Annotated in this window: 16 protein-coding genes; 10 read left to right on the top strand and 6 right to left on the bottom strand. The window is 70.8% G+C overall.

Annotated features, from left to right (window positions below; translation table 11 throughout):
• Window positions 1–99: 99 nt before the first annotated feature.
• Together B7K22_RS03305 and B7K22_RS03300 are read left to right on the top strand one after the other, a co-directional pair.
• Window positions 100–1974 (top strand): SpoIID/LytB domain-containing protein, encoded by a 1875-nt coding sequence (locus tag B7K22_RS03305; RefSeq protein ID WP_159448739.1) that lies wholly within the window; start codon window positions 100–102, stop codon window positions 1972–1974.
• Window positions 1975–2041: 67 nt separating this feature from the next.
• Window positions 2042–3763, top strand: a complete 1722-nt coding sequence (locus B7K22_RS03300; protein ID WP_159448738.1) for a DUF222 domain-containing protein — start codon at window positions 2042–2044, stop codon at window positions 3761–3763.
• Window positions 3764–3809: 46 nt separating this feature from the next.
• Here B7K22_RS03300 and purU read toward each other — a convergent pair whose 3' ends face one another.
• The gene (gene purU, locus B7K22_RS03295; protein ID WP_234983296.1) at window positions 3810–4667 is read right to left on the bottom strand and encodes a formyltetrahydrofolate deformylase; all 858 of its coding nucleotides are present in this window, start codon (window positions 4665–4667) and stop codon (window positions 3810–3812) included.
• Window positions 4668–4732: 65 nt separating this feature from the next.
• Here purU and B7K22_RS03290 point away from each other — a divergent pair, with 65 nt between their 5' ends.
• The 5 genes from B7K22_RS03290 to B7K22_RS03270 all read left to right on the top strand — a co-directional run bounded on the left by B7K22_RS03290 (window position 4733) and on the right by B7K22_RS03270 (window position 9678).
• The gene (locus B7K22_RS03290) at window positions 4733–5269 is read left to right on the top strand and encodes a GNAT family N-acetyltransferase (protein WP_371327647.1); all 537 of its coding nucleotides are present in this window, start codon (window positions 4733–4735) and stop codon (window positions 5267–5269) included.
• A 175-nt stretch (window positions 5270–5444) separates the two neighbouring features.
• Window positions 5445–6521, top strand: coding sequence for an acyltransferase family protein (locus B7K22_RS03285; RefSeq protein WP_084038331.1), 1077 nt, complete (start codon window positions 5445–5447; stop codon window positions 6519–6521).
• Between the two features lie 157 nt (window positions 6522–6678).
• Window positions 6679–7977, top strand: a complete 1299-nt coding sequence (gene glyA, locus B7K22_RS03280; protein WP_084038330.1) for a serine hydroxymethyltransferase — start codon at window positions 6679–6681, stop codon at window positions 7975–7977.
• A gap of 10 nt (window positions 7978–7987) precedes the next feature.
• On the top strand, window positions 7988–8875 hold the full coding sequence (locus B7K22_RS03275) for a bifunctional methylenetetrahydrofolate dehydrogenase/methenyltetrahydrofolate cyclohydrolase (RefSeq protein ID WP_084038329.1): 888 nt from the start codon (window positions 7988–7990) through the stop codon (window positions 8873–8875).
• Window positions 8875–9678 carry an exodeoxyribonuclease III gene (locus tag B7K22_RS03270; protein WP_084038328.1) on the top strand — a complete coding sequence of 268 codons (804 nt, stop codon included), beginning with the start codon at window positions 8875–8877 and terminating at the stop codon, window positions 9676–9678. The genes B7K22_RS03275 and B7K22_RS03270 overlap by 1 nt, the downstream gene beginning before the upstream one ends.
• Here the strand turns inward: B7K22_RS03270 and B7K22_RS03265 are convergent, their stop codons facing one another.
• Window positions 9679–10908, bottom strand: coding sequence for a galactokinase family protein (locus tag B7K22_RS03265; protein WP_234983295.1), 1230 nt, complete (start codon window positions 10906–10908; stop codon window positions 9679–9681).
• A 94-nt stretch (window positions 10909–11002) separates the two neighbouring features.
• Between B7K22_RS03265 and B7K22_RS03260 the strand changes: the two genes are divergently transcribed.
• Window positions 11003–11788 carry a hypothetical protein gene (locus B7K22_RS03260; protein ID WP_084038326.1) on the top strand — a complete coding sequence of 262 codons (786 nt, stop codon included), beginning with the start codon at window positions 11003–11005 and terminating at the stop codon, window positions 11786–11788.
• A 102-nt stretch (window positions 11789–11890) separates the two neighbouring features.
• On the opposite strand, the gene B7K22_RS03255 is transcribed toward B7K22_RS03260, so the two are convergent.
• Window positions 11891–13015, bottom strand: a complete 1125-nt coding sequence (locus B7K22_RS03255) for an Mrp/NBP35 family ATP-binding protein (RefSeq protein WP_084039716.1) — start codon at window positions 13013–13015, stop codon at window positions 11891–11893.
• 165 nt (window positions 13016–13180) lie between these two features.
• On the opposite strand from B7K22_RS03255, the gene B7K22_RS03250 reads away from it, so the two are divergent.
• On the top strand, window positions 13181–13759 hold the full coding sequence (locus B7K22_RS03250; RefSeq protein ID WP_084038325.1) for a hypothetical protein: 579 nt from the start codon (window positions 13181–13183) through the stop codon (window positions 13757–13759).
• A gap of 9 nt (window positions 13760–13768) precedes the next feature.
• Here B7K22_RS03250 and B7K22_RS03245 read toward each other — a convergent pair whose 3' ends face one another.
• The 3 genes from B7K22_RS03245 to B7K22_RS03235 form a co-directional block, all read right to left on the bottom strand.
• Entirely contained in the window at window positions 13769–14272 is a 504-nt protein-coding gene (locus B7K22_RS03245) for a DUF1003 domain-containing protein (RefSeq protein WP_084038324.1), read from the bottom strand.
• Window positions 14269–15558 carry a magnesium transporter MgtE N-terminal domain-containing protein gene (locus tag B7K22_RS03240; RefSeq protein WP_084038323.1) on the bottom strand — a complete coding sequence of 430 codons (1290 nt, stop codon included), beginning with the start codon at window positions 15556–15558 and terminating at the stop codon, window positions 14269–14271. The genes B7K22_RS03245 and B7K22_RS03240 overlap by 4 nt, the downstream gene beginning before the upstream one ends.
• A gap of 90 nt (window positions 15559–15648) precedes the next feature.
• Window positions 15649–17058 (bottom strand): aminotransferase class V-fold PLP-dependent enzyme, encoded by a 1410-nt coding sequence (locus tag B7K22_RS03235; RefSeq protein ID WP_084038322.1) that lies wholly within the window; start codon window positions 17056–17058, stop codon window positions 15649–15651.
• Between the two features lie 97 nt (window positions 17059–17155).
• On the opposite strand from B7K22_RS03235, the gene B7K22_RS03230 reads away from it, so the two are divergent.
• Window positions 17156–18556, top strand: coding sequence for a PLP-dependent aminotransferase family protein (locus B7K22_RS03230; protein ID WP_159448737.1), 1401 nt, complete (start codon window positions 17156–17158; stop codon window positions 18554–18556).
• Window positions 18557–18629 lie beyond the last annotated feature (73 nt).

Below are 18629 nucleotides of genomic sequence, written 5' to 3'. Positions count from 1 at the left end.
GTGTCACACTGGCCACATCTGTCACGCGCTGCCACGGCCGCCGCGCGTGGCGCTCGCTCGATGCAAGGCAGGCTCCCCGTGCACGTCACCCTCAGCTCCGTGCTCCGCCGAGCCATCAGCGCCCTGGCAGCGACCGCTGTCGCGATGCCACTGTTCGCCGCGACCGCATCGGCCGCCACCCACTTCTCCGACGTCCCCGCGTCGCATCCGTTCGTCAAGGAGATCACCTGGGCCGCGAACATGGGCATCGCCTCCGGGTATCCCGATGGGACGTTCCGGCCAACGTCGGCCGTGACACGGGGGGCCTTCGCGGCGTTCCTGTACCGGTACGCCGGGTCGCCGACCGTGTCCTCGCCAACGACGTCGCCGTTCACGGACCTCCCCACGAGCGCTCAGTTCTACAAGCCGATCGTCTGGCTCGAGCAGCAGGACATCGCGACGGGGTGGGCGGACGGAACGTTCCGCCCAGGGGAGGCCATCGACCGCGACGCCATGGCGGCCTTCCTCTACCGGTTCCACGACAGCCCGTCATTCACGCCGCCGTCGACGTCGCCGTTCACGGACGTGACCCCGACCTCCCCCTTCTACCGGGAGGTGACGTGGCTCAGCGGGTCGGGGATCTCGACGGGCTGGCCCGACGGCACCTTCCGTCCCGCATCCGACGTCACGCGCGAAGCCACGGCGGCATTCCTCCACCGGATGGCCGGACGTCCCGACGTGCCAGGTGTGGGCGTACCGACGTCGTTCACGATCTCCGGCGCCGGTTATGGACACGGCGTGGGCATGTCGCAGTACGGAGCCCAGGCCATGGCGCTCGACGGCCATGGCGCCGGCGCGATCCTGCAGACGTACTACGCCGGCACCTCCGTCAGCACCGTCAGCGCTCAGCGCGACATCAAGGTCGAGGTGTTCGGCTCCGGGAGCGACGGGAAGGACTCCGTCACCGTGGTGGTGCGATCGCTCGGGCCGGACAGCACGGACGACGGCCGGTGGGTCATGCGGTTCTTCGACAAGGGCACGACCTCGCCGCACACCACCTGGACCGGCACGAACAACGAGAAGCTCCACGTCACGCGCTCCGGCACCTCCGTGACCGTCGAGCGCGACGGCGGCACGAATGCGACCGCGACCAAGGACATATCGCTGCAGTGGGAGGCGACGAGCTACTACCAGCCTGGGTCGAACGAAGACGCCTACGTGGACATCTACCAGGGCGATGGCGCCTCCGAGAGGCGTGCCACTCACGGCACGTACCGCCACGGCAGGCTGCTGATCTCGGTCCCGCAGAGCCGGATCATCATCGCCAATGAGCTGGCGCTCAACACGGAGTACCTGTACGGCATCGCGGAGATGCCGTCGTCGTGGGACCACGACGCGCTCCAAGCGCAGAGCATCGTCGCGCGTGGCTACGCTCTCCGGCAGATGGGCAACTACAGCGCGAACTGCACCTGCCATGTCTACGACGACACCCGAGACCAGAACTTCACCGGGTGGACCAAGGAGAACGAGGGCACCGACGCCTACTACGGCAAGCGCTGGGTGGCCGCCGTGGACGCGACCAACTCGTCCGGCGGCGCGGACGGCAAGGTGCTCAAGCACGGCAGCTCGATCGCCGCCACGTACTACTTCTCCTCCTCCGGCGGCCAGACGGAGAACAGCGAGGACATCTGGAGCTCAGCACTCCCGTACCTGAGGTCGGTGGACGACCCGTGGTCCGAGTCTTCGATCAACCCGAACCGGTCCTGGACCATGACCCTCACCCAGGCGGAGGCGGCTTCCGCGTTCGGGCTGCCTGACGTGGTATCGATCACGGTGACGGCGCGCACCGCCGGAGGCTCCGATGCGGCCGCGACCAAGGTGACGGCCACGTCGTCGGCAGGCGCGACCGCCTCAATCACGGGCGCCGAGCGGATCAGGAGCGCCCTGGCGCACGGCAAGTCGCCGTGGCTGTGGTCATTCAGGCCCAACTACTGAGCTCGCGTCCGCCGCTCTGCCGGGGTCGGGCTCTCGCTCGCCGAGCGCGATGCAAAGGGCATCGCTCGTGCCGTGCGCCGATGCGCGTGCTGGCATCCCCAGGGTCGTGTCGGGTTGGTGTTCTCCCCAGCCTGGTACCTGGCTTGTTTGTCGTGTCAGGGGGTGGTGTTTGACTGGGTTCATGACGTCCACGGCCCCTGCTGAGTCCTCCTTCACGGAGGTCCCCGCCGAGCTTGCGCAAGCGCTTGAGGCTGACCGGGTGGCGCGCGCGAAGGCCAAGGAGTTGATCTGTGCGGCCACGGTCCGGGACCTGTCCGAGGGGGCGCTGCTCGAAGTCCAGCACGCGACCGCCGCTGCACGCAAGGAGTGGGACCTGATGGTCGCCACCGCTGCCGCGGAGATCGGCCGGCGTTCCGCGCCAGAGTTCGGCGCCAAGGGGCTGGCGCGCAAGAACGGGCACACCACCCCCGAGCGGTTCCTGGCAGGGATCACGGGCGGGTCGCGCCGCGAGGCGCACGATCTCATCCGCACCGGTGCGACGCTGGGTGAGGCCGCCGAGCATGAACGCCGGGCTGCGGAGGCTGAGCAGGCGGGGCTGCCGGTGCCGGAGCCAGACACACCCGTGTATCCGGTGGTGGCTGGCGCGGTCAGCGCGGGCGACCTGTCGGCCGCGGCGGCGTCGATGATCACGACGATGCTCGACGCGGTGGGTGATGATGCCTCGCCCGAACAGGTTCGCATTGCTGAGGAGCGCATCGTCGCCAAGACCCCGGGACTGTCCCTCGAGCAGCTTGCGCCGATCGTGCGGCGCTTCCAGCATCAGCTCCAAGCCGCTGCCGCTGAGCGGCGCCAGGAACACCTGCATGACAGCCGGTATCTGATCCTGTCCGACCGCAAGGACGGCGCCATCGAGGTCAAGGGCGTGCTCGATCCCGTGTCGGCCGCGCCCATCCGTGCCGCATTGGAAGGTGCGGTCAAGGATGCGCTGCGCCGGCGCCGCGACGGTGATGCGCTCGCTGAGGACAAGCGCACCACCGGCCAGATCCGCGCCGACGCGCTGGCGTCGTTCGCGACCCACATGCTCGGCTGCGACCAGGCACCCCTCGCGCATGCCACCACCCGAGTGGAGATCCGCATCGACCTGGACGCTTTGCGTGCCGGCGCGGGCGTGGCCGACATCGACGGTGCCGCCATGCCGATCTCGCAGCTGCGACGCCTTGCCGTTGACGCCGGCTTCCTGCCCGTCGTCCTCGGCGGCGACTCTCAGCCGCTGGACGTCGGACGTGAGCAGCGGCTGTTCACCCCGGCTCAGCGGGCCGCCCTCGTGCACCGTGATGGGGGCTGCGCGATGTGCGGCGCACCCGTGAGCCACTGCGAAGCCCACCACATCGACTGGTGGTCCCATGGCGGCCGCACCGATCTCGACAACGGTGTCCTGCTGTGCGTCGCCTGCCACCACACGGTTCATGCCGGCGGCTGGGACATCGACGCCACCGCCACCGACGTGTACTTCCGACCGCCAGGGTCGGTGGACCCGAAACGGCCGTGGCAACTGGGCGGCACAGCGAAGTTCGGCATCACCGCACGAGAACAACGAGAGCTCGAACTCGCAGCCAGACCGCCCGGCGAGGCCGGGCACCGCAACGCGCCCCTTGCGAATGCCGTGCCACGACCCGAGCACCGGTCACAGCGCAAGCAGTCGCCTCGACGTCGCAAGCGCCCTCAGCCCGCCGCAACCCCCGCATGGCTCGACCAGCCGCCACCCGACGGCCACTTCACGCTTCTCTGAGCGCATGCGCTGTCGATCCCGCTGCTCCCGGATGAGGGAGCGCCGTCTAGCTGAACACGATGGTGCGGTGCCCGTCGAGCAGCACTCGGTGCTCCGCGTGCCACCGCACCGCGCGGGCGAGTGCGCGCCGCTCCACATCCGCGCCCAGCGCCGTCAGGGTCTCGGGAGTGGCCGTGTGGTCGACGCGGTCCACGTCCTGCTCGATGATGGGCCCCTCGTCGAGGTCGGCCGTCACGTAGTGCGCGGTGGCCCCGATGAGCTTCACGCCGCGATCGTGCGCCTGGAAGTACGGTCGCGCGCCCTTGAAGCTGGGCAGGAACGAGTGGTGGATGTTGATCGCCTTGCCGTGGAGCGAGCGCGACAGCTCGGGGGAGAGGATCTGCATGTACCGGGCGAGCACGACGAGCTCGACATCGAGCTCGTCGACGAGCGTCAGCAGGCGCGCCTCAGCCTCGGGCTTCGTGTCCGCGGTCACCGGGACGTGATGGAACGGCTTGCCGTAGAACTCCGCGAGCTTGGCGAGAGTGGGGTGGTTGCCCACGACCGCGGCGATGTCGATGGGCAGCGTTCCCGCACGCTCGCGGAACAGCAGGTCGTTCACGCAGTGAGCGGCCTTCGACACCATCACGATGGTGCGCATGCGGCGACCCGCGACGTCGAGCTTCCATGTCATGTCGAAGCCACCCGCGAGCTCGTCGACGGCGGCGGCCAACTCGTCGCGAGTCGCGCTGCTCGCGAACTCGACGCGCATGAAGAACAGCCCGGTGTCGGGGTCGCCGAACTGCTGGCTCTCCGTGATGTTGCCCTCGTGCTGGGCGAGCATGCCGGAGACGGCGTGCACGATCCCAGGTCGGTCGGGGCAGGACAGGCTGAGAATCCAGGCGGGTTCGGCGACGCTGGGCATGCCCCGCATCCTAGCCGCGGCTCGCCACGGCACGTCGCGCGGCGAGGGGTCCGGACGGTGGCAAGATGGTCACCATGGACGAGGGCCAGGTGCGCATCGATGTCGTGAGCACGGCGGATGCCGGCGAGCTGTTGACGGTGCGGCGCGCCGCGTTCGTCGTGGAGGCTCAGCTGTACAACGACCCCAACATCCCCGCGCTCACGCAGACGCTCGAGGAGCTCGAGGTCGACCTCGAGTCCGATGACGTCGTGACGCTGGGCGCGTGGGAGGGCCACCGCCTCATCGGCTCGATCCGCGTGGGTCTGGAGGGCGACAAGGCGACCATCGGCCGACTGGCCGTGACGCCCGACAAGCAGGGCAGGGGGATCGGCACGCAGCTGCTCTTCGCGGTTCTCGGACACCTCCCGGAGACCACGCGTGAGGTCTGGGTGTTCACGGGCCAGGACTCGAAGCACAACATCGCGCTGTACAACAAGGCCGGTTACGAGCATCAGTTCGACCAGGCTGCCGGCGATCTGACATACGCCTACCTGCGCAAGGTCCTCGAGTCAGGCGCCATCGTCGACGACGAGGCCGACAATGCCGTGCGCGGGGACAACTGACCCGCACTGCCTGAGCGGGACATCCCGACGACCCGCAGCAGCCCTCGATTTCTGAGCAGCTCTCAGAAACGCGGGCGTTGTCCCTGTCGTGGTCACGTCAGCCTCGCCTCGCCATGCCTCGGTCCGCCATGCCTCGTCTCGCAGCGCTCGTCCCGGCGCTGAGCCGGAGGTGGGCGTGGCGCGACCGGACGACGACCGTCGCGGCGCAGTCATGGATGCCGAGGAGTCCACCGAAGAGGTGACGACGGCCGATGCAGAGGCGGTCAAGCCCGGCGCGCGCGACCTGTCGTTGGACACGATGGCGGGGGTGCTCATCATCCTCGTGGTCATCGGCCACGCCATCGAACCGCTCGAGGGACGCATGTCTGAGGCGCTGCTGCAGTGGATCTTCCTGTTCCACATGCCCGCCTTCGTGTTCCTGTCCGGCTACCTGACCAGGTGGGCCTCGACGACCAGTGCGCGGGCTCTCGCCGAGCGCCTGCTGTTCCCCTTCGTCGTCTTCGAGCTGCTGCACTTCGCGCTCGCGAGCATCGTCTCGCCTGACCCGACCGGCATCAGCCCGCTCACCCCGGCATGGACGCTGTGGTACCTGGTCGCGTTGTTCGTCTGGCGCCTCGGCGCGCCCTGGATCTCGCGGATCCCTGCCGCCGTCACCCTTGCGGCGTGCGCCGCGCTGCTGGCAGGCACGGTCGACGTGATCGGGGAGGAGCTGAGCCTGTCGCGCATCATCGGGTTCCTGCCGTTCTTCGCCGCCGGACTGCTGTGGCAGGACGAGTGGTGGGATCGGGTGAGGACGCCAGGCATGCGGGCAGCGGCTGCTCTGTCCTTCGTCGTGGCCTTCGCATGGTCGTGGAGCTCTCACGCCGATGTGGACCGCTCGGCGCTGTTCCTGAGCTCCAGCTACGGTGACCTCGGCGTGATCGACGCCGCAGGCATCGCCCAACGTGCAGGCGTGCTCGCCGTGGGCGGGCTGCTGACAGTGGCGTTGATGGCCTTCAGCGGACCGGTCTCTGGCCGCCTCGCAAGCGTGGGCGCGGCGACCCTGTCCGTGTACCTCCTGCACCCCTTGGTGCTGATGCCGAGCCACGAGCGCGGGTTCCCGGAGGGCTGGTCAGAAGCCGTGCTGCTGCCCGCGCTGATCGTCGGGTCGATCACGTTCGCGTGGCTCGCGTCGCGGCCGCGCGTGGTCGCCGCGACGCGTCCGCTGATGGACCTGCGGTGGTGGCGCGAGCGCTTGGGGCAGCGGGCCTGACGCGAGCCGCGCGCATTGCTAGACTGACGCGCGTCGCGACTGGCGCAGTGGGACACCACGAGGGAGCGGCACCTCTGAAGAGACTGTTGGTCGTACGCCTGGGCCAAGGTCACCGGACACCCGGCGGCCCCGCCGCCCAGGACAGACAAGGACAGTGATGACCACCGACTCCAGCGCCACCGCAGACGTCATGAACGCGACGCTGCAGGACTTCGATCCCGAGATCGCCCAGGTCCTCGACCGCGAGCTGGGCCGCCAGCGCACCTACCTCGAGATGATCGCGTCCGAGAACTTCGTCCCGCGCGCCGTCCTGCAGGCCCAGGGCTCCGTGCTCACCAACAAGTACGCCGAGGGCTACCCCGGCCGCCGCTACTACGGCGGCTGCGAGGAGGTCGACGTCGCGGAGACCATCGCGATCGAGCGCGCCAAGAGCCTCTTCGGCGCCGAGTACGCCAACGTCCAGCCGCACTCGGGCGCGACCGCGAACGCGGCGGTGCTCCACGCGCTCATCAACGCCGGCGACAAGATCATGGGACTGTCGCTCGCCCACGGCGGCCACCTCACTCACGGCATGAAGCTCAACTTCTCGGGCAAGCTCTACGAGGTCGCCGCGTATGGCCTCGACGAGGTCACCCACCGCATCGAGATGGATCAGGTGCGCGAGCAGGCTCTCGCCGAGCGCCCCGACGTCATCATCGCGGGCTGGTCCGCCTACCCCCGCCACCTCGACTTCGAGGCCTTCCGCTCGATCGCGGATGAGGTGGGGGCCAAGCTGTGGACCGACATGGCGCACTTCGCTGGCCTGGTCGCCGCCGGCCTGCACCCGAGCCCCGTCCCGCACTCGGACGTGGTGTCGACCACCATCCACAAGACCATCGGCGGCCCTCGCTCGGGCATGATCCTGTCGCGCGACACCGAGTACGCGAAGAAGCTCAACTCCGCGGTCTTCCCGGGCCAGCAGGGCGGCCCGCTCATGCACGTGATCGCCGCGAAGGCGGTCGCGCTCAAGGCCGCCGCGGCCCCCGAGTTCAAGGAGCGCCAGGAGCGCGTGCTCGAGGGCGCGCGCATCATCGCGGAGCGACTCACCGCGGCCGATGCGGTCGAGGCGGGCGTCAGCGTCGTCACGGGCGGCACTGATGTCCACCTGGTGCTGGCCGACCTGCGGCACTCGCCGCTGACGGGCCAGGATGCCGAGGACCTGCTGCACGAGGTGGGCATCACCGTGAACCGCAATGCGGTGCCGTTCGACCCGCGTCCGCCGATGGTCACGTCCGGTCTGCGCATCGGCACGCCCGCACTGGCGAGCCGGGGCTTCGGCGCCGAGGAGTTCACCGAGGTCGCCGATGTCATCGCACAGGCGCTGATCGGCGGCAAGGACGCGGACGTCGACGGCCTGCGAGCGCGCGTCGCGAGGCTTGCGGACGACTTCCCGCTGTACGACGGACTCCAGCAGTAGGGGGCGGCCGATGACCGCGCAGCGACTGGACGGCAAGGCCACCGCGGCGACCATCAAGGCGGAGCTCACCGAGCGCGCGGCGGCGCTCGAGGCTCAAGGCGTGGTGCCCGGCCTCGGCACGCTCCTGGTCGGGTCCGACCCGGGTTCGACCTGGTACGTCAACGGCAAGCATGCGGACTGCGCCGAGGTGGGCATCGCGTCGATCCGCGAGGACCTGCCCGAGACAGCGACGCAGGAGGAGATCGAGGCCGCGGTCGTGCGCCTCAACGAGGACCCTGCATGCACGGGCTTCATCGTCCAGCTGCCGCTGCCAGCCGGCATCGACACCAACCGGGTGCTCGAGCTGATCGACCCGGACAAGGATGCCGACGGCCTGCACCCGACCAACCTCGGTCGCCTCGTGCTGCGCACCTCGGAGCCGGTGACCTCGAGCCTGCCGTGCACGCCCAAGGGGATCATCGAGCTCATCGAACGCCACGGCGTCTCGCTGCGGGGCAAGCACGTGGTGGTCGTGGGCCGCGGCACGACGGTGGGACGGTCCATCGGTCTGCTGCTGACCCGCAAGGATGTCAACGCGACGGTCTCGTTGTGTCACACGGGCACCGCTGACCTGGCCTCCCACACGCGGGAGGCGGACGTCATCGTCGCCGCCGCGGGCGTGCCGGGCATCATCGCCGGGGACATGGTCAAGGAGGGCGCAGTGCTCGTCGACGTGGGCGTGTCACGCGTCACGGACCCGGAGACGGGCAAGTCGAAGGTCGCCGGAGACATCAGCGCCGATGCGGTGGCACGGTCCTCCTGGTTCTCGCCCAATCCTGGGGGAGTCGGGCCGATGACGAGGGCGATGCTGCTGGCGAACGTGGTCGAGGCAAGCGAGAGGAAGGCGGGGATTCGCTGATGCGAGTCGTGTCGGTCAACGTCAACGGGGTGCGCGCTGCGCTGCGCAAGGGCATGCTGCCCTGGCTCGATGAGGTGGGCGCTGACGTGGTGTGCCTCCAGGAGGTGCGCGCGCCGGAGGAACTGCTGGTGGCCCAGCTGGGCCAGACCTGGCATGTCGCGGACCACATCAGCGAGCAGAAGGGTCGCAACGGCGTCGCGATCCTGGCGCGCTCGGAGCTGTCCGACGTGCACGCCGGCGCCGAGGCGCTTGGAGACGCGGCGACGGCGGCGACGCACACCGGCCGCTGGGTCGAGGGCACCGTGCCGTCACCTGCCGGCGACGTGCGCGTCGTGTCCGTCTATGTCCACTCCGGCAGCGTCGAGAAGCCTGAGTCGATGGCCGACAAGTATGCCTTCCTCGAGCTGATGACCGCCCGGCTGGGCGCCCTCGCGGACGCGCACGAGCGCGTGGTGGTGATGGGCGACATCAACATCGCTCACACCACCAACGACATCAAGAACTGGAAGGGCAACCTCAAGTCCGCAGGCTTCCTGCCCGAGGAGCGCGCCTACATCGACCGCTGGATCGAGGCGGGCTGGGTGGACGTGCACCGCGTCCACGCCGGCGATCAGCCCGGCCCGTACACGTGGTGGTCGCAGCGCGGCAAGGCCTTCGACAACGACGCCGGCTGGCGCATCGACTACCAGCTCACCTCGCCCGCCCTCGCGGCCGCCGTCACCGACGTTCGCGTGGATCGCGCGCCGTCGTACGACACGCGCTGGTCCGATCACGCTCCGCTGGTGGTGGACTACCAGCTCTAGTCAGACCATCAGGAAGCGCGGTCGCTCCAGGCCCTCCTCGACGAACGCGTGATCGATCGAGCGAGCGACGCCATCCGCATCGGCCCTGCGCACCAGGGCGATGGTCGAGCCGCCGAAGCCCGCCCCCACCATGCGGGCGCCCAGGACGCCGTTGCGGAACGCCGTGTCGACGGCGAGGTTGAGCTCGGGCGTGGAGGCGTGATAGTCCACCTCGAGAGAGGCATGCGAGCGGAACAGCTGCTTGCCGATGTCGACGAACCTCTCGTGCGCCGGCCCCGTCCCCGCCAGCTGGGCACTCACGTCCTCGACCCGTTCGATCTCGGCGACCACGTGGCGCGCGCGAGCCCGCAGCACCGGGTCCGCCAGCGCCTCGATCCGCGCCCGGGCCCTGTGGTCTCCCGCGAGATCGCGCAGCCGCTCGACCCCCAAGGCCGACGCCGCCGCAGCGCATTCGTCGCGGCGGCGCCGGTAGCCGGGAGTGCGGTCCCGATCACGCGTGCGCACGTCGGTGACGAGAAGTCCGAGCCCGTAGTCGGGGAAGTACAGCGGCCTGTGCGTGGCACGCGGCGGCCGCTCCGAGAAGTCGAGCTCGAGTGCCTCGCCCTCGCGGCAGCGCAGCTGCGTGTGCTGGTCGAGACCGCCGGTGGGCGCACGGGCGATGGCCTCCTCGCCGTCGATGCAGGCCTCGGCGAGCTCGGCGTGGCCGTCGTCGGAGTCCAGCGCGAGGCCCCACAGCGCGTTCGCCGCGAGCGCCGTCGCGCACTCGACGGCTCCGGAGGATGCCAGTCCTGACGCCGTCGGAAGGCAGGACGCGATCACCACATCCATGCCAGGGCCGTCATAGCCGCGCTCGCGAAGGGCCCACAGCACGCCCGCGACGTACGCGGGCCAGCCGCTCACCTGGTCTGGACCGATGTCCGTGAGCGTGCCCGTCCAGCGCTCTCCCGGGCCGTCGAAGGCGTCGGCGCCCTCCGACAGCACGCGCACCGTGTCATCGTCGCGCCGGCGGGCGGCGACATAGGTCCTGTGGGCCGTCACGGTCGGCAGCGACAGGCCACCAGAGTAGTCGGTGTGCTCGCCGATGATCGTGATGCGGCCAGGTGCGGACCAGACCCCTGCGGGCTCAGCCCCCCACGTCCGCGCGAAAAGCGCGCGGACGCGAGTCTCGCCCTGCCCTCGAGTCCACGGGTCGATCCATCGTGGCTCGCCCAGGGGCTCGTCACTCCGCATAACGGTCATTGTGCCAGGAACGAGACCGTGCGTCACGGTCGGCTGACCGGCGGGCGTACCATGGCCGAACGCACCGCTACGAGGAGGTCTGCCCATGTCAGAAGGCACGTCCGAGCCTGCCGGCTCCGGCAGCGACGAGGCCAAGCCGGCCAAGAAGCGAGCGCCGCGCACGTCCAGCGCTGCCAAGGCCTCACGTGGTGCGGCGGGAGCGCGCACGTCCGCGCCGCGCAAGCCGAAGGCGAGCCAGGCGAAGGCTAGCCAGGCCGCCGGCGACGGCTCCGCCGCCACGGCGCCCATCGCTGACCCCGAGCCCGCACCTGCGGCCGCACCCGAGGCCGCACCCGAGGCTTCCGATGCGAGCCCTGGCCAGCATGCTCATGCCGCCCCTGCCGCATCGCCGGGCGCGGTCTCGGCCGATGCTGCCGGCGCACCGGCTCCGCGGCGGACGGACCGGTCCTTCCTCGACTCCGTCCGGGCCAATGCCGTGGGACCGCTGACGGCCGGACTGGTGGTCGCCATCCTCGTGGCGCTCCTGCTGTCGGTGTTGGTTCCAGGCAAGCCCAGCGTTCTCGCGATGATCATCCTGGGAGCGTTGCTCGCAGCCGCGGTGGGCTTCTCGATGCGCTACCTGAGCGATGCGGGCGGACTGCGCCGCCAGGCCGAGGCGTTCATCGCCGCTGTCATCGGCGTGCATGTCATGTCCATCACCGGGCTGGTGTCGGGGGACCTCCCCGCGCTCGAGCTCATCGGCGCTGAAGGCCCGTCATTCAACGACGCCCTGCTGGCGGCGCTCGCGACGCCGCCGGTGTCGACGGGAGGCCTGCTCGCGGGACTCTCGGCCGCGATCATCGTCGGCTGGGGCGCGCGCAGTGAACGCTGAGCACTGATCGTTCAGCACTGCGCGCTCAGCACTGATTGGTCGAAACCATGCGCCGAGCCCGCCGCGTCGAGCCGGTGACACCCCGCTCCACGCGCCAGCGCGTCAGCGCTTGACGGGGGTGACGCCCAGGGAGCGTCCCGCGAGTCCGCGCTGGCGCGCCGTCAGCGATCGGGCGATGTCACGCATCGACTCGGCGGCGACCGAGCCGGGGTCGCTGATGACGACCGGGGTGCCGGCGTCGCCCGCCTCGCGGGCGGTGATGTCGAGGGGCACCTGGCCCAGGACCGGCACGCTCGTGCCGAGGGTCTTCGACAGGCGATCCGCGACCACCTGTCCGCCGCCCTCGCCGAACAGGTGCAGGCGCGAGCCGTCGGCCTGGTCGAGCCACGCCATGTTCTCGATCACGCCCACGACGTTCTGCGAGGTCTGCGTTGCAATCGAGCCCGCGCGCTCGGCGACCCCGGCCGCCGCGACCTGAGGCGTCGTCACGACGACGAGCTCGGCGTGCGGAAGGAGCTGAGCCACGGAGATGGCGATGTCGCCGGTGCCGGGCGGCAGGTCCAGCAGCAGCACGTCGAGGTCGCCCCAATAGACGTCAGCGAGGAACTGCTCGATGGCGCGGTGGAGCATGGGCCCGCGCCACACGACGGGCTGGCCCTCGGGCACGAACATGCCGATCGACACGGCCTTGACCTCGTGGGCGATGGGCGGCAGCAGCATGTCATCCAGGCGCGTGGGCTGCCCCGTCACGCCGAGCATGCCGGGAATGGAGAAGCCGAAGATGTCGGCGTCGAGCACGCCCACCTTCAGCCCGTCGGCGGCCATCGCCGCCGCGAGGTTGGCGGTCACGGTCGACTTGCCGACGCCGCCCTTGCCGGACGCGATCGCGTAGATCTTGGTGAGATTGCCAGGCTGCGTGAACTGGATGACGGGCTCCGGCTTTCCGCCGCGCAGCTTGGAGCGCAGCGCGAGCCGTTGCTCCTCGTCCATGACGCCGAGCTCGATCGACACCTGCTCGACCCCCGCGACGCGGGCGGCCGCGCCCTTGACGTCGTCCGTGATGCGCTCCTTCATGGGGCAGCCGGCCGTGGTCAGGTCGATGCCGATGGTCGCCGTGGACCCGTCGACGTCCACGGATCGCACCATGCCGATCTCGGTGATCGGGCGGCGGATCTCGGGGTCGATGACGGTGCTGAGGGCGTCGCGGAGCTGCTCGACGGTAGGCATGCCACCCATGGTAGGCGCTGGGACTCGGTCCCCCTCACCCGCTCGTCGATCGCCGTTCGGCGCGATGTGAACTCGGTCACAGCCACCGTGTCGCAACCTTGTGCGGGGCAGGGGCGCATGGGACGATGCACCCCATCATCAGGCTGGCGAGCGCGAGGGGGCCCGATGCGATCCCGGACCTTCTACCCGGAGTCCGACGACCCGAACGGGATTCTCGGGCCGCAGGGGTGGCTCCGCGCGGGCGACGCCGATGCGCCCCGCATCCACGTCCCCCTGCAGGAGTCGACGGACGCGTCGACTCCCTCGTCCGGTCGGCCGAAGGTGCGCTCGATGGTGGTCGGGGTGCTGTTCGCCTTCCTCGGCGGCGTCCTGTACGTCGCTCTGTTCATCCTGACGGGACACGAGGTGCTGGCCGCGTCTCTCATCATCGGGGTGCTGACGGGGGCGGGCATGCGGCTCGGCGGGGGTCGGGATCGGTGGTCGGTGGCCTTCGCCGCGAGCGCGGTGGGGACGCTGGTGTGGGGCGTCGCCTCCGCGGCCGGCGCGGCGCTGCTGATGGCGATCGACCCCTCCTCGGACGTCGCCGGTCTCATGAGAAACGAGCTTGTCCAGACGGCGGACCTGCTGGCGACGCCGTCGCTGGACTCGCTGGTCGCGGTCATCGCAGTGGGCCTCATCATGGCTGGCGCGGTGGTGTCGACCGCGCTCTTCAGTCGCCAGCGGCGCTCGCGCGCGCGGGTGTGAGGGGGCGGCTCACCGCGCGTCGCGCGCGGCGTCCTCGGCGTCGAGCTGCTGCAGCTCCTCCAGGAGCGCCCTGAGCTCCGAGCGCACGAAGTCGCGCGTGGCGGTCTCTCCGACGGCCTGACGCAGCGCGGCGACCTCGCGCGCCAGGTACTCCGTGTCCGCGAGCGAGCGCTCGGCGCGCTGACGATCCTGCTCGGCGGAGACCCTGTCGCGGTCGTCCTGACGGTTCTGCGCGAGCAGGATCAGCGGCGCCGCGTAGGACGCCTGGAGCGACAGCATGAGCGTGAGCGCCGTGTAGCCATTCGACGCGGAGTCGAATCGCAGCGACTCCGGCGCCCAGGTGTTCCAGATGAGCCACACGATGACGAACACCGTGAGGTAGACGAGGAACCGGGGAGTGCCGAGGAACCGGGCGATCCCCTCCGAGACCGCGCCGAACCGGTCGGATCCCTTGCGGCGGCGGTGCCACGGCCTGCGCTGCTCGGCCTTGGGGCGGTCGAGGCGGTCGCTCATGAGGCCACCCCGGGCGCGGCTCCGTCGCTCGCCTCATCGTCCATGTGCTCACGCCAGTCGCTGGGCAGCAGATGATCGAGCACGTCGTCGATCGAGATCGCGCCCAGGAGGCGGTGGTCGTCGTCGATCACGGGCAGGGCGAGGATGTCGTACGCGGCCATGCGCCGCGAGACCTCGGCGAGCGAGTCGTGGGGCGCGAGCGCCTCGATGGCGGAGTCGCAGTAGCTGCCGATGGACTCGTGCGGCGCCTCCCGCAGCAGTCGCTGGATGTGAACCAGTCCGATGTAGCGACCGGTGGGCGTCTCGAGCGGGGGCCGCACCACGAAGACCATCGACGCGAGGGCGGGAGGGAGCTCCTGCTTGCGCACGAGCGCGAGGCAGCTGGCCACGGTCGCCTCCGGACCCACGATCACGGGCTCGGTGGTCATCAGGCCGCCGGCCGTGTCATCCTCGTAGCCCAGCAGCTGGCGCACCTGCTCGGCGTCCTCGGGCTCCATGAGCCGCAGCAGCGCCTCCGCCTGGGCATCGGGAAGGTCGCCCAGCAGGTCGGCGGCGTCGTCGGGGTCCATCGCCTCGAGCACGTCGGCCGCGCGATCCGACTGCAGCGTGCCGAGCAGGCGCAGCTGATCCTCCTCGGGCAGCTCCTCGAGCACGTCCGCGAGGCGCTCGTCATCGAGAGCCGCCGCGATCTCCGCGGAGCGCGCGGGGGACATCTCCATCAGCGCGGCCGCGAGGTCGGCGGGCTTGTGGTCCGCGAAGCGTTGGATCACGAGCTGCGCGCCCTGCACCTCGTCGCGCTTCATGACGCCGGTGACGTCGTCGAGGCCGACCACCACGGCCTCCCCGCGGCGGGAGAAGCCCAGCACGCCCTTGCGGCGCTCGGCCTTGCGGACGTACAGCTTCGACACGGCCCAGGTGCCTCCGCGCATCGGCTCGATCGCGAGGTCCTCGATGAACGCCTGCTCGCGACCCGCCTTGATGGTGACCGAGCGCTCGAGGAGCTCCGCGATGGCGAGCGTCTCCGAGGCGCGCGCCTTGAATCGGCGCAGGTTCAGCACGCCCGTGCAGATCACCTGGCCGGGCGCGATCGACGTGACCCGCGTGAGCGGCAGGAACACGCGGCGGCGTCCAGGGACCTCGACGACGAGGCCGACGGCGACGGGCGCGCTTCCGCGGCGCATGAGGATCACGACATCGCGCACGCGGCCCACGGCGTCGCCGATGGGGTCGAAGACGGTGGTGCCCGCGAGGCGCGCGACGTACACCCGCTCGACTGGCTGGCTCATGCGCTCAGCCTACTGGCGGCACCGTCGTGGACGGCGAAGGCCGCGCCCGCGCCCGAGACCTCGACGGAGGCGAGGCGAGACGGCGTCGCGCTAGCGTCGCACGCCGGCCCAGCACCGCAGCATCGCCGCCACCGAGGCGTCCACGTCGTCGGCGGTGGTCGCCGCATCGGACACGGAGATCCTCATGGCGCGCCTGCCCTTCCACACGGTGGTGCCGGCCCAGCAGGTGCCGTCAGCCTCGAGCGCCGCGATGGTCGCGAGGGTGGTGTCCTCGTCGCCGAAGGCGACCAGCACCTGGTTCAGCCGCACCGGGGCGAGCACCTCGGCGCCCGCCTCGGCGAGCGCTGCGGCGAACCGGCTCGCGTGCGCGCACGTGCGCTCGATCAGGGAGGCGAGCCCCTCGCGGCCGTGGGCCGACAGCATCGCCCAGGTCTCGATCGCGCGGGCACGCTGCGAGATCTGGATGCCCTTGTTCATCGGTGCGTCTGCTGCGAACGTGATGTACGGCGCATCTCCCGACATGGCGCGGTGAAGGTCCTGCGGGTCGCGCACGATCACCACTCCGGAGTCGTAGGGGACCGACAGCCACTTGTGGGCGTCCGTCGCCCACGAGTCCGCGAGCTCGACGCCAGCCACCTGGTGAGCCAGCGCAGGCGAGGCGGCCGCCCACAGCCCGAAGGCGCCGTCGACGTGCACCCAGCCGCCGCGTTCGCGCACGCCAGGGATGATGGCCTCGAACGGGTCCGACGCCCCGGTGTTGACGTTGCCGGCCTGCAGCAGCACCAGGGTGAGGTGGTCGGTGGCGCGAGGGAACGCATCGGCCCTGATCGCTCCCTCGGCATCGGTGGGCACGCGCTCGATCTGGCTCGCGCCGAACCCCGCGAGGCGCAGCGCCTTGAGCGCGGAGGCGTGAACCTCCTCGCCCACGACCACCCGCAGGGGAGGAGCTCCCTGCAGGCCGCGCTCGGCGACCGACCAGCCGGCGCGCGCCAGGAGGGCGTCGCGGCCGGCGATGATGCCGGTGAGGTTCGCGACGGTGGCTCCCCCGTTGAACGCGGCGACGGCCGTGGAGGGCAGCCCGAGCGCCTCGATCACCCAGGCGCATGCGACGGCGTCGATGGCCTGGCCGACGGGTGAGCCACCGCCGACGTTCTGGTCCCACGCCCCGGCGAGGATCCCGGCCGCCTGTGACGCTGGCTCGGTTCCGCCGACCACGTAGCCGAAGTAGCGACCGTCGTTGACGACGGTGGTCGCAGGCGAGCCGAAGGCGTCGAGCTCCGCGAGTACCTCGCGAGCGTCCCGGCCACGCTCGGGCAGGGGAGTGCGGAAGGCGTCGAGCGCGGCGATGGCGTCGGGGCTCGGGTGCACGGGCCGGTGAGCGGAGTTGGCCGCATACGAGCCGGCCCTGCGGGCCGCCTCGGTGATGAGGCCGATGCGCTCGCGGGTGCGTGCGCGCGTCACCGGGTTGGTGTGGACTCGCTCGAGGGGTGTGGTGGTCATGAGGCGAGCATGCTCCCGACTGGCCTCAGGAAGATAGGGCCAGCCGATGCGCCACTGGCTCTTGCTCGGGAGTGCCAGTTTGGAGTGGGATGGCTCCATGCGCACCACCGCCGATCAGCTCCGCGACGTCCTCGACCACTGGCAGTCGGGCACCGGCCCGCTGTACTCGCAGCTCGCCGACGCCATCGTCTCGCTGGCGGAGGCCGGCTCGCTCGACCACGGCACCAAGCTGCCTTCCGAGCGGGCGCTCGCCGAGGCCCTGCACCTGTCGCGCAACACCGTCACCGCCGCGTACCAGCGCCTGCGCGACGACGAGTGGCTCGAGGTGCGACCGGGCGCCGCCCCCACGCTCGGCGCCCGCGCTCGCGGACTCGAGGGCATGTCCTATCAGGACCGCTTCGCGAAGATCCTGCCCGGCACGCGCGCGCCCCTGGTCGGACTGAGCTCGGCCTGTCCGCCCGCCGCCCCCATCGTGACGCAAGCGCTGCACAGCCCAGGGGCGATCCTCGATGGCGCGCTCGCCGGCTCCACCGGCTACGCGGCCCTGGGCGACCCCGAGCTGGTGCGGGCCGTCGTCGAGCACCTGCGCGCTCGCGGCATCGCTGCCCGTCCCGACGAGATCGTCATCACCGCTGGCGGTCAGCAGGCGCTGTGGCTCGCCGTCACCGCGCTCGCTGGGCCGTCCTGTCCCGTCGCCATGGAGGCGGTGGCCTATCCCGGGGTGTTCGACGCGATCACGTCAGCAGGCTCGCGCCCCCTCGCGCTGCCCATGGCGCCCGACGGGCTCGACGTGCCCGCGGCCATCAAGCTCATCCGGGCCGCGCGACCGGACGTCGCCTACCTCACGAGCTTCCAGAACCCCACGGGGACCGTGCTCGGGACGGACGAGGCAGAGCAGTTCCTCGCCGCCGCGGCGGCCGCCGGCACCACCGTGATCGACGACAGGATCACGGGCGAGCTCGCCCTCACCGGGACGCCGCCCACGCCGCTGGCGGCCCTCGGCAGCGATGCCACCGTGGTGACCATCGGCGGGCTGTCGAAGGTGTTCTGGGGCGGCATGCGCATCGGCTGGCTGCACGCCAACTCGACGCTCGCCACCCAGCTGCGCAATCGCAAGGCCGCCATGGACCTGGGCAGCCCCGCCTTCTTCCAGCAGATGGCGACCGTCCTCCTCACCGAGCACTACGACGCGACCCTGGCGTGGCGCCTCGATGCGATGCGTGAGTCGCTCGCCGCGACCGTCGACGCCATCGTCGAGCACGGGTTGGACTGGGAGTTCCGCACCCCTGACGGCGGGCCGTGCCTGTGGGTGCGCATCCCTGGCGGCAATGCCGAGCGGTTCGCCGCCCGCGCCTCCGACGCCGGCGTGCCCGTCGCCCCCGGCACCGCGTTCGAGGTGGTTCCAGGCGCGGGAGCCGAGTACTTCCGGCTGCCGTTCTACCTCTCGCCGGAGGAGATGCGGCTGGGCGTCAAGGTGCTCGCCGAGCGCGCGGCCTGATCCTCACCGGGTCTGACGATCGGGATCCGCACCGGCCCCGCTAGGGTGAGCGGAGTCGAGAGGAGGTGGACCA

Origin of the sequence: Demequina sp. NBRC 110053 (assembly GCF_002090095.1) — a bacterium.
Taxonomy (GTDB): Bacteria; Actinomycetota; Actinomycetes; order Actinomycetales; family Demequinaceae; genus Demequina.
This window is presented reverse-complemented; position numbering and strand designations above follow the sequence as displayed.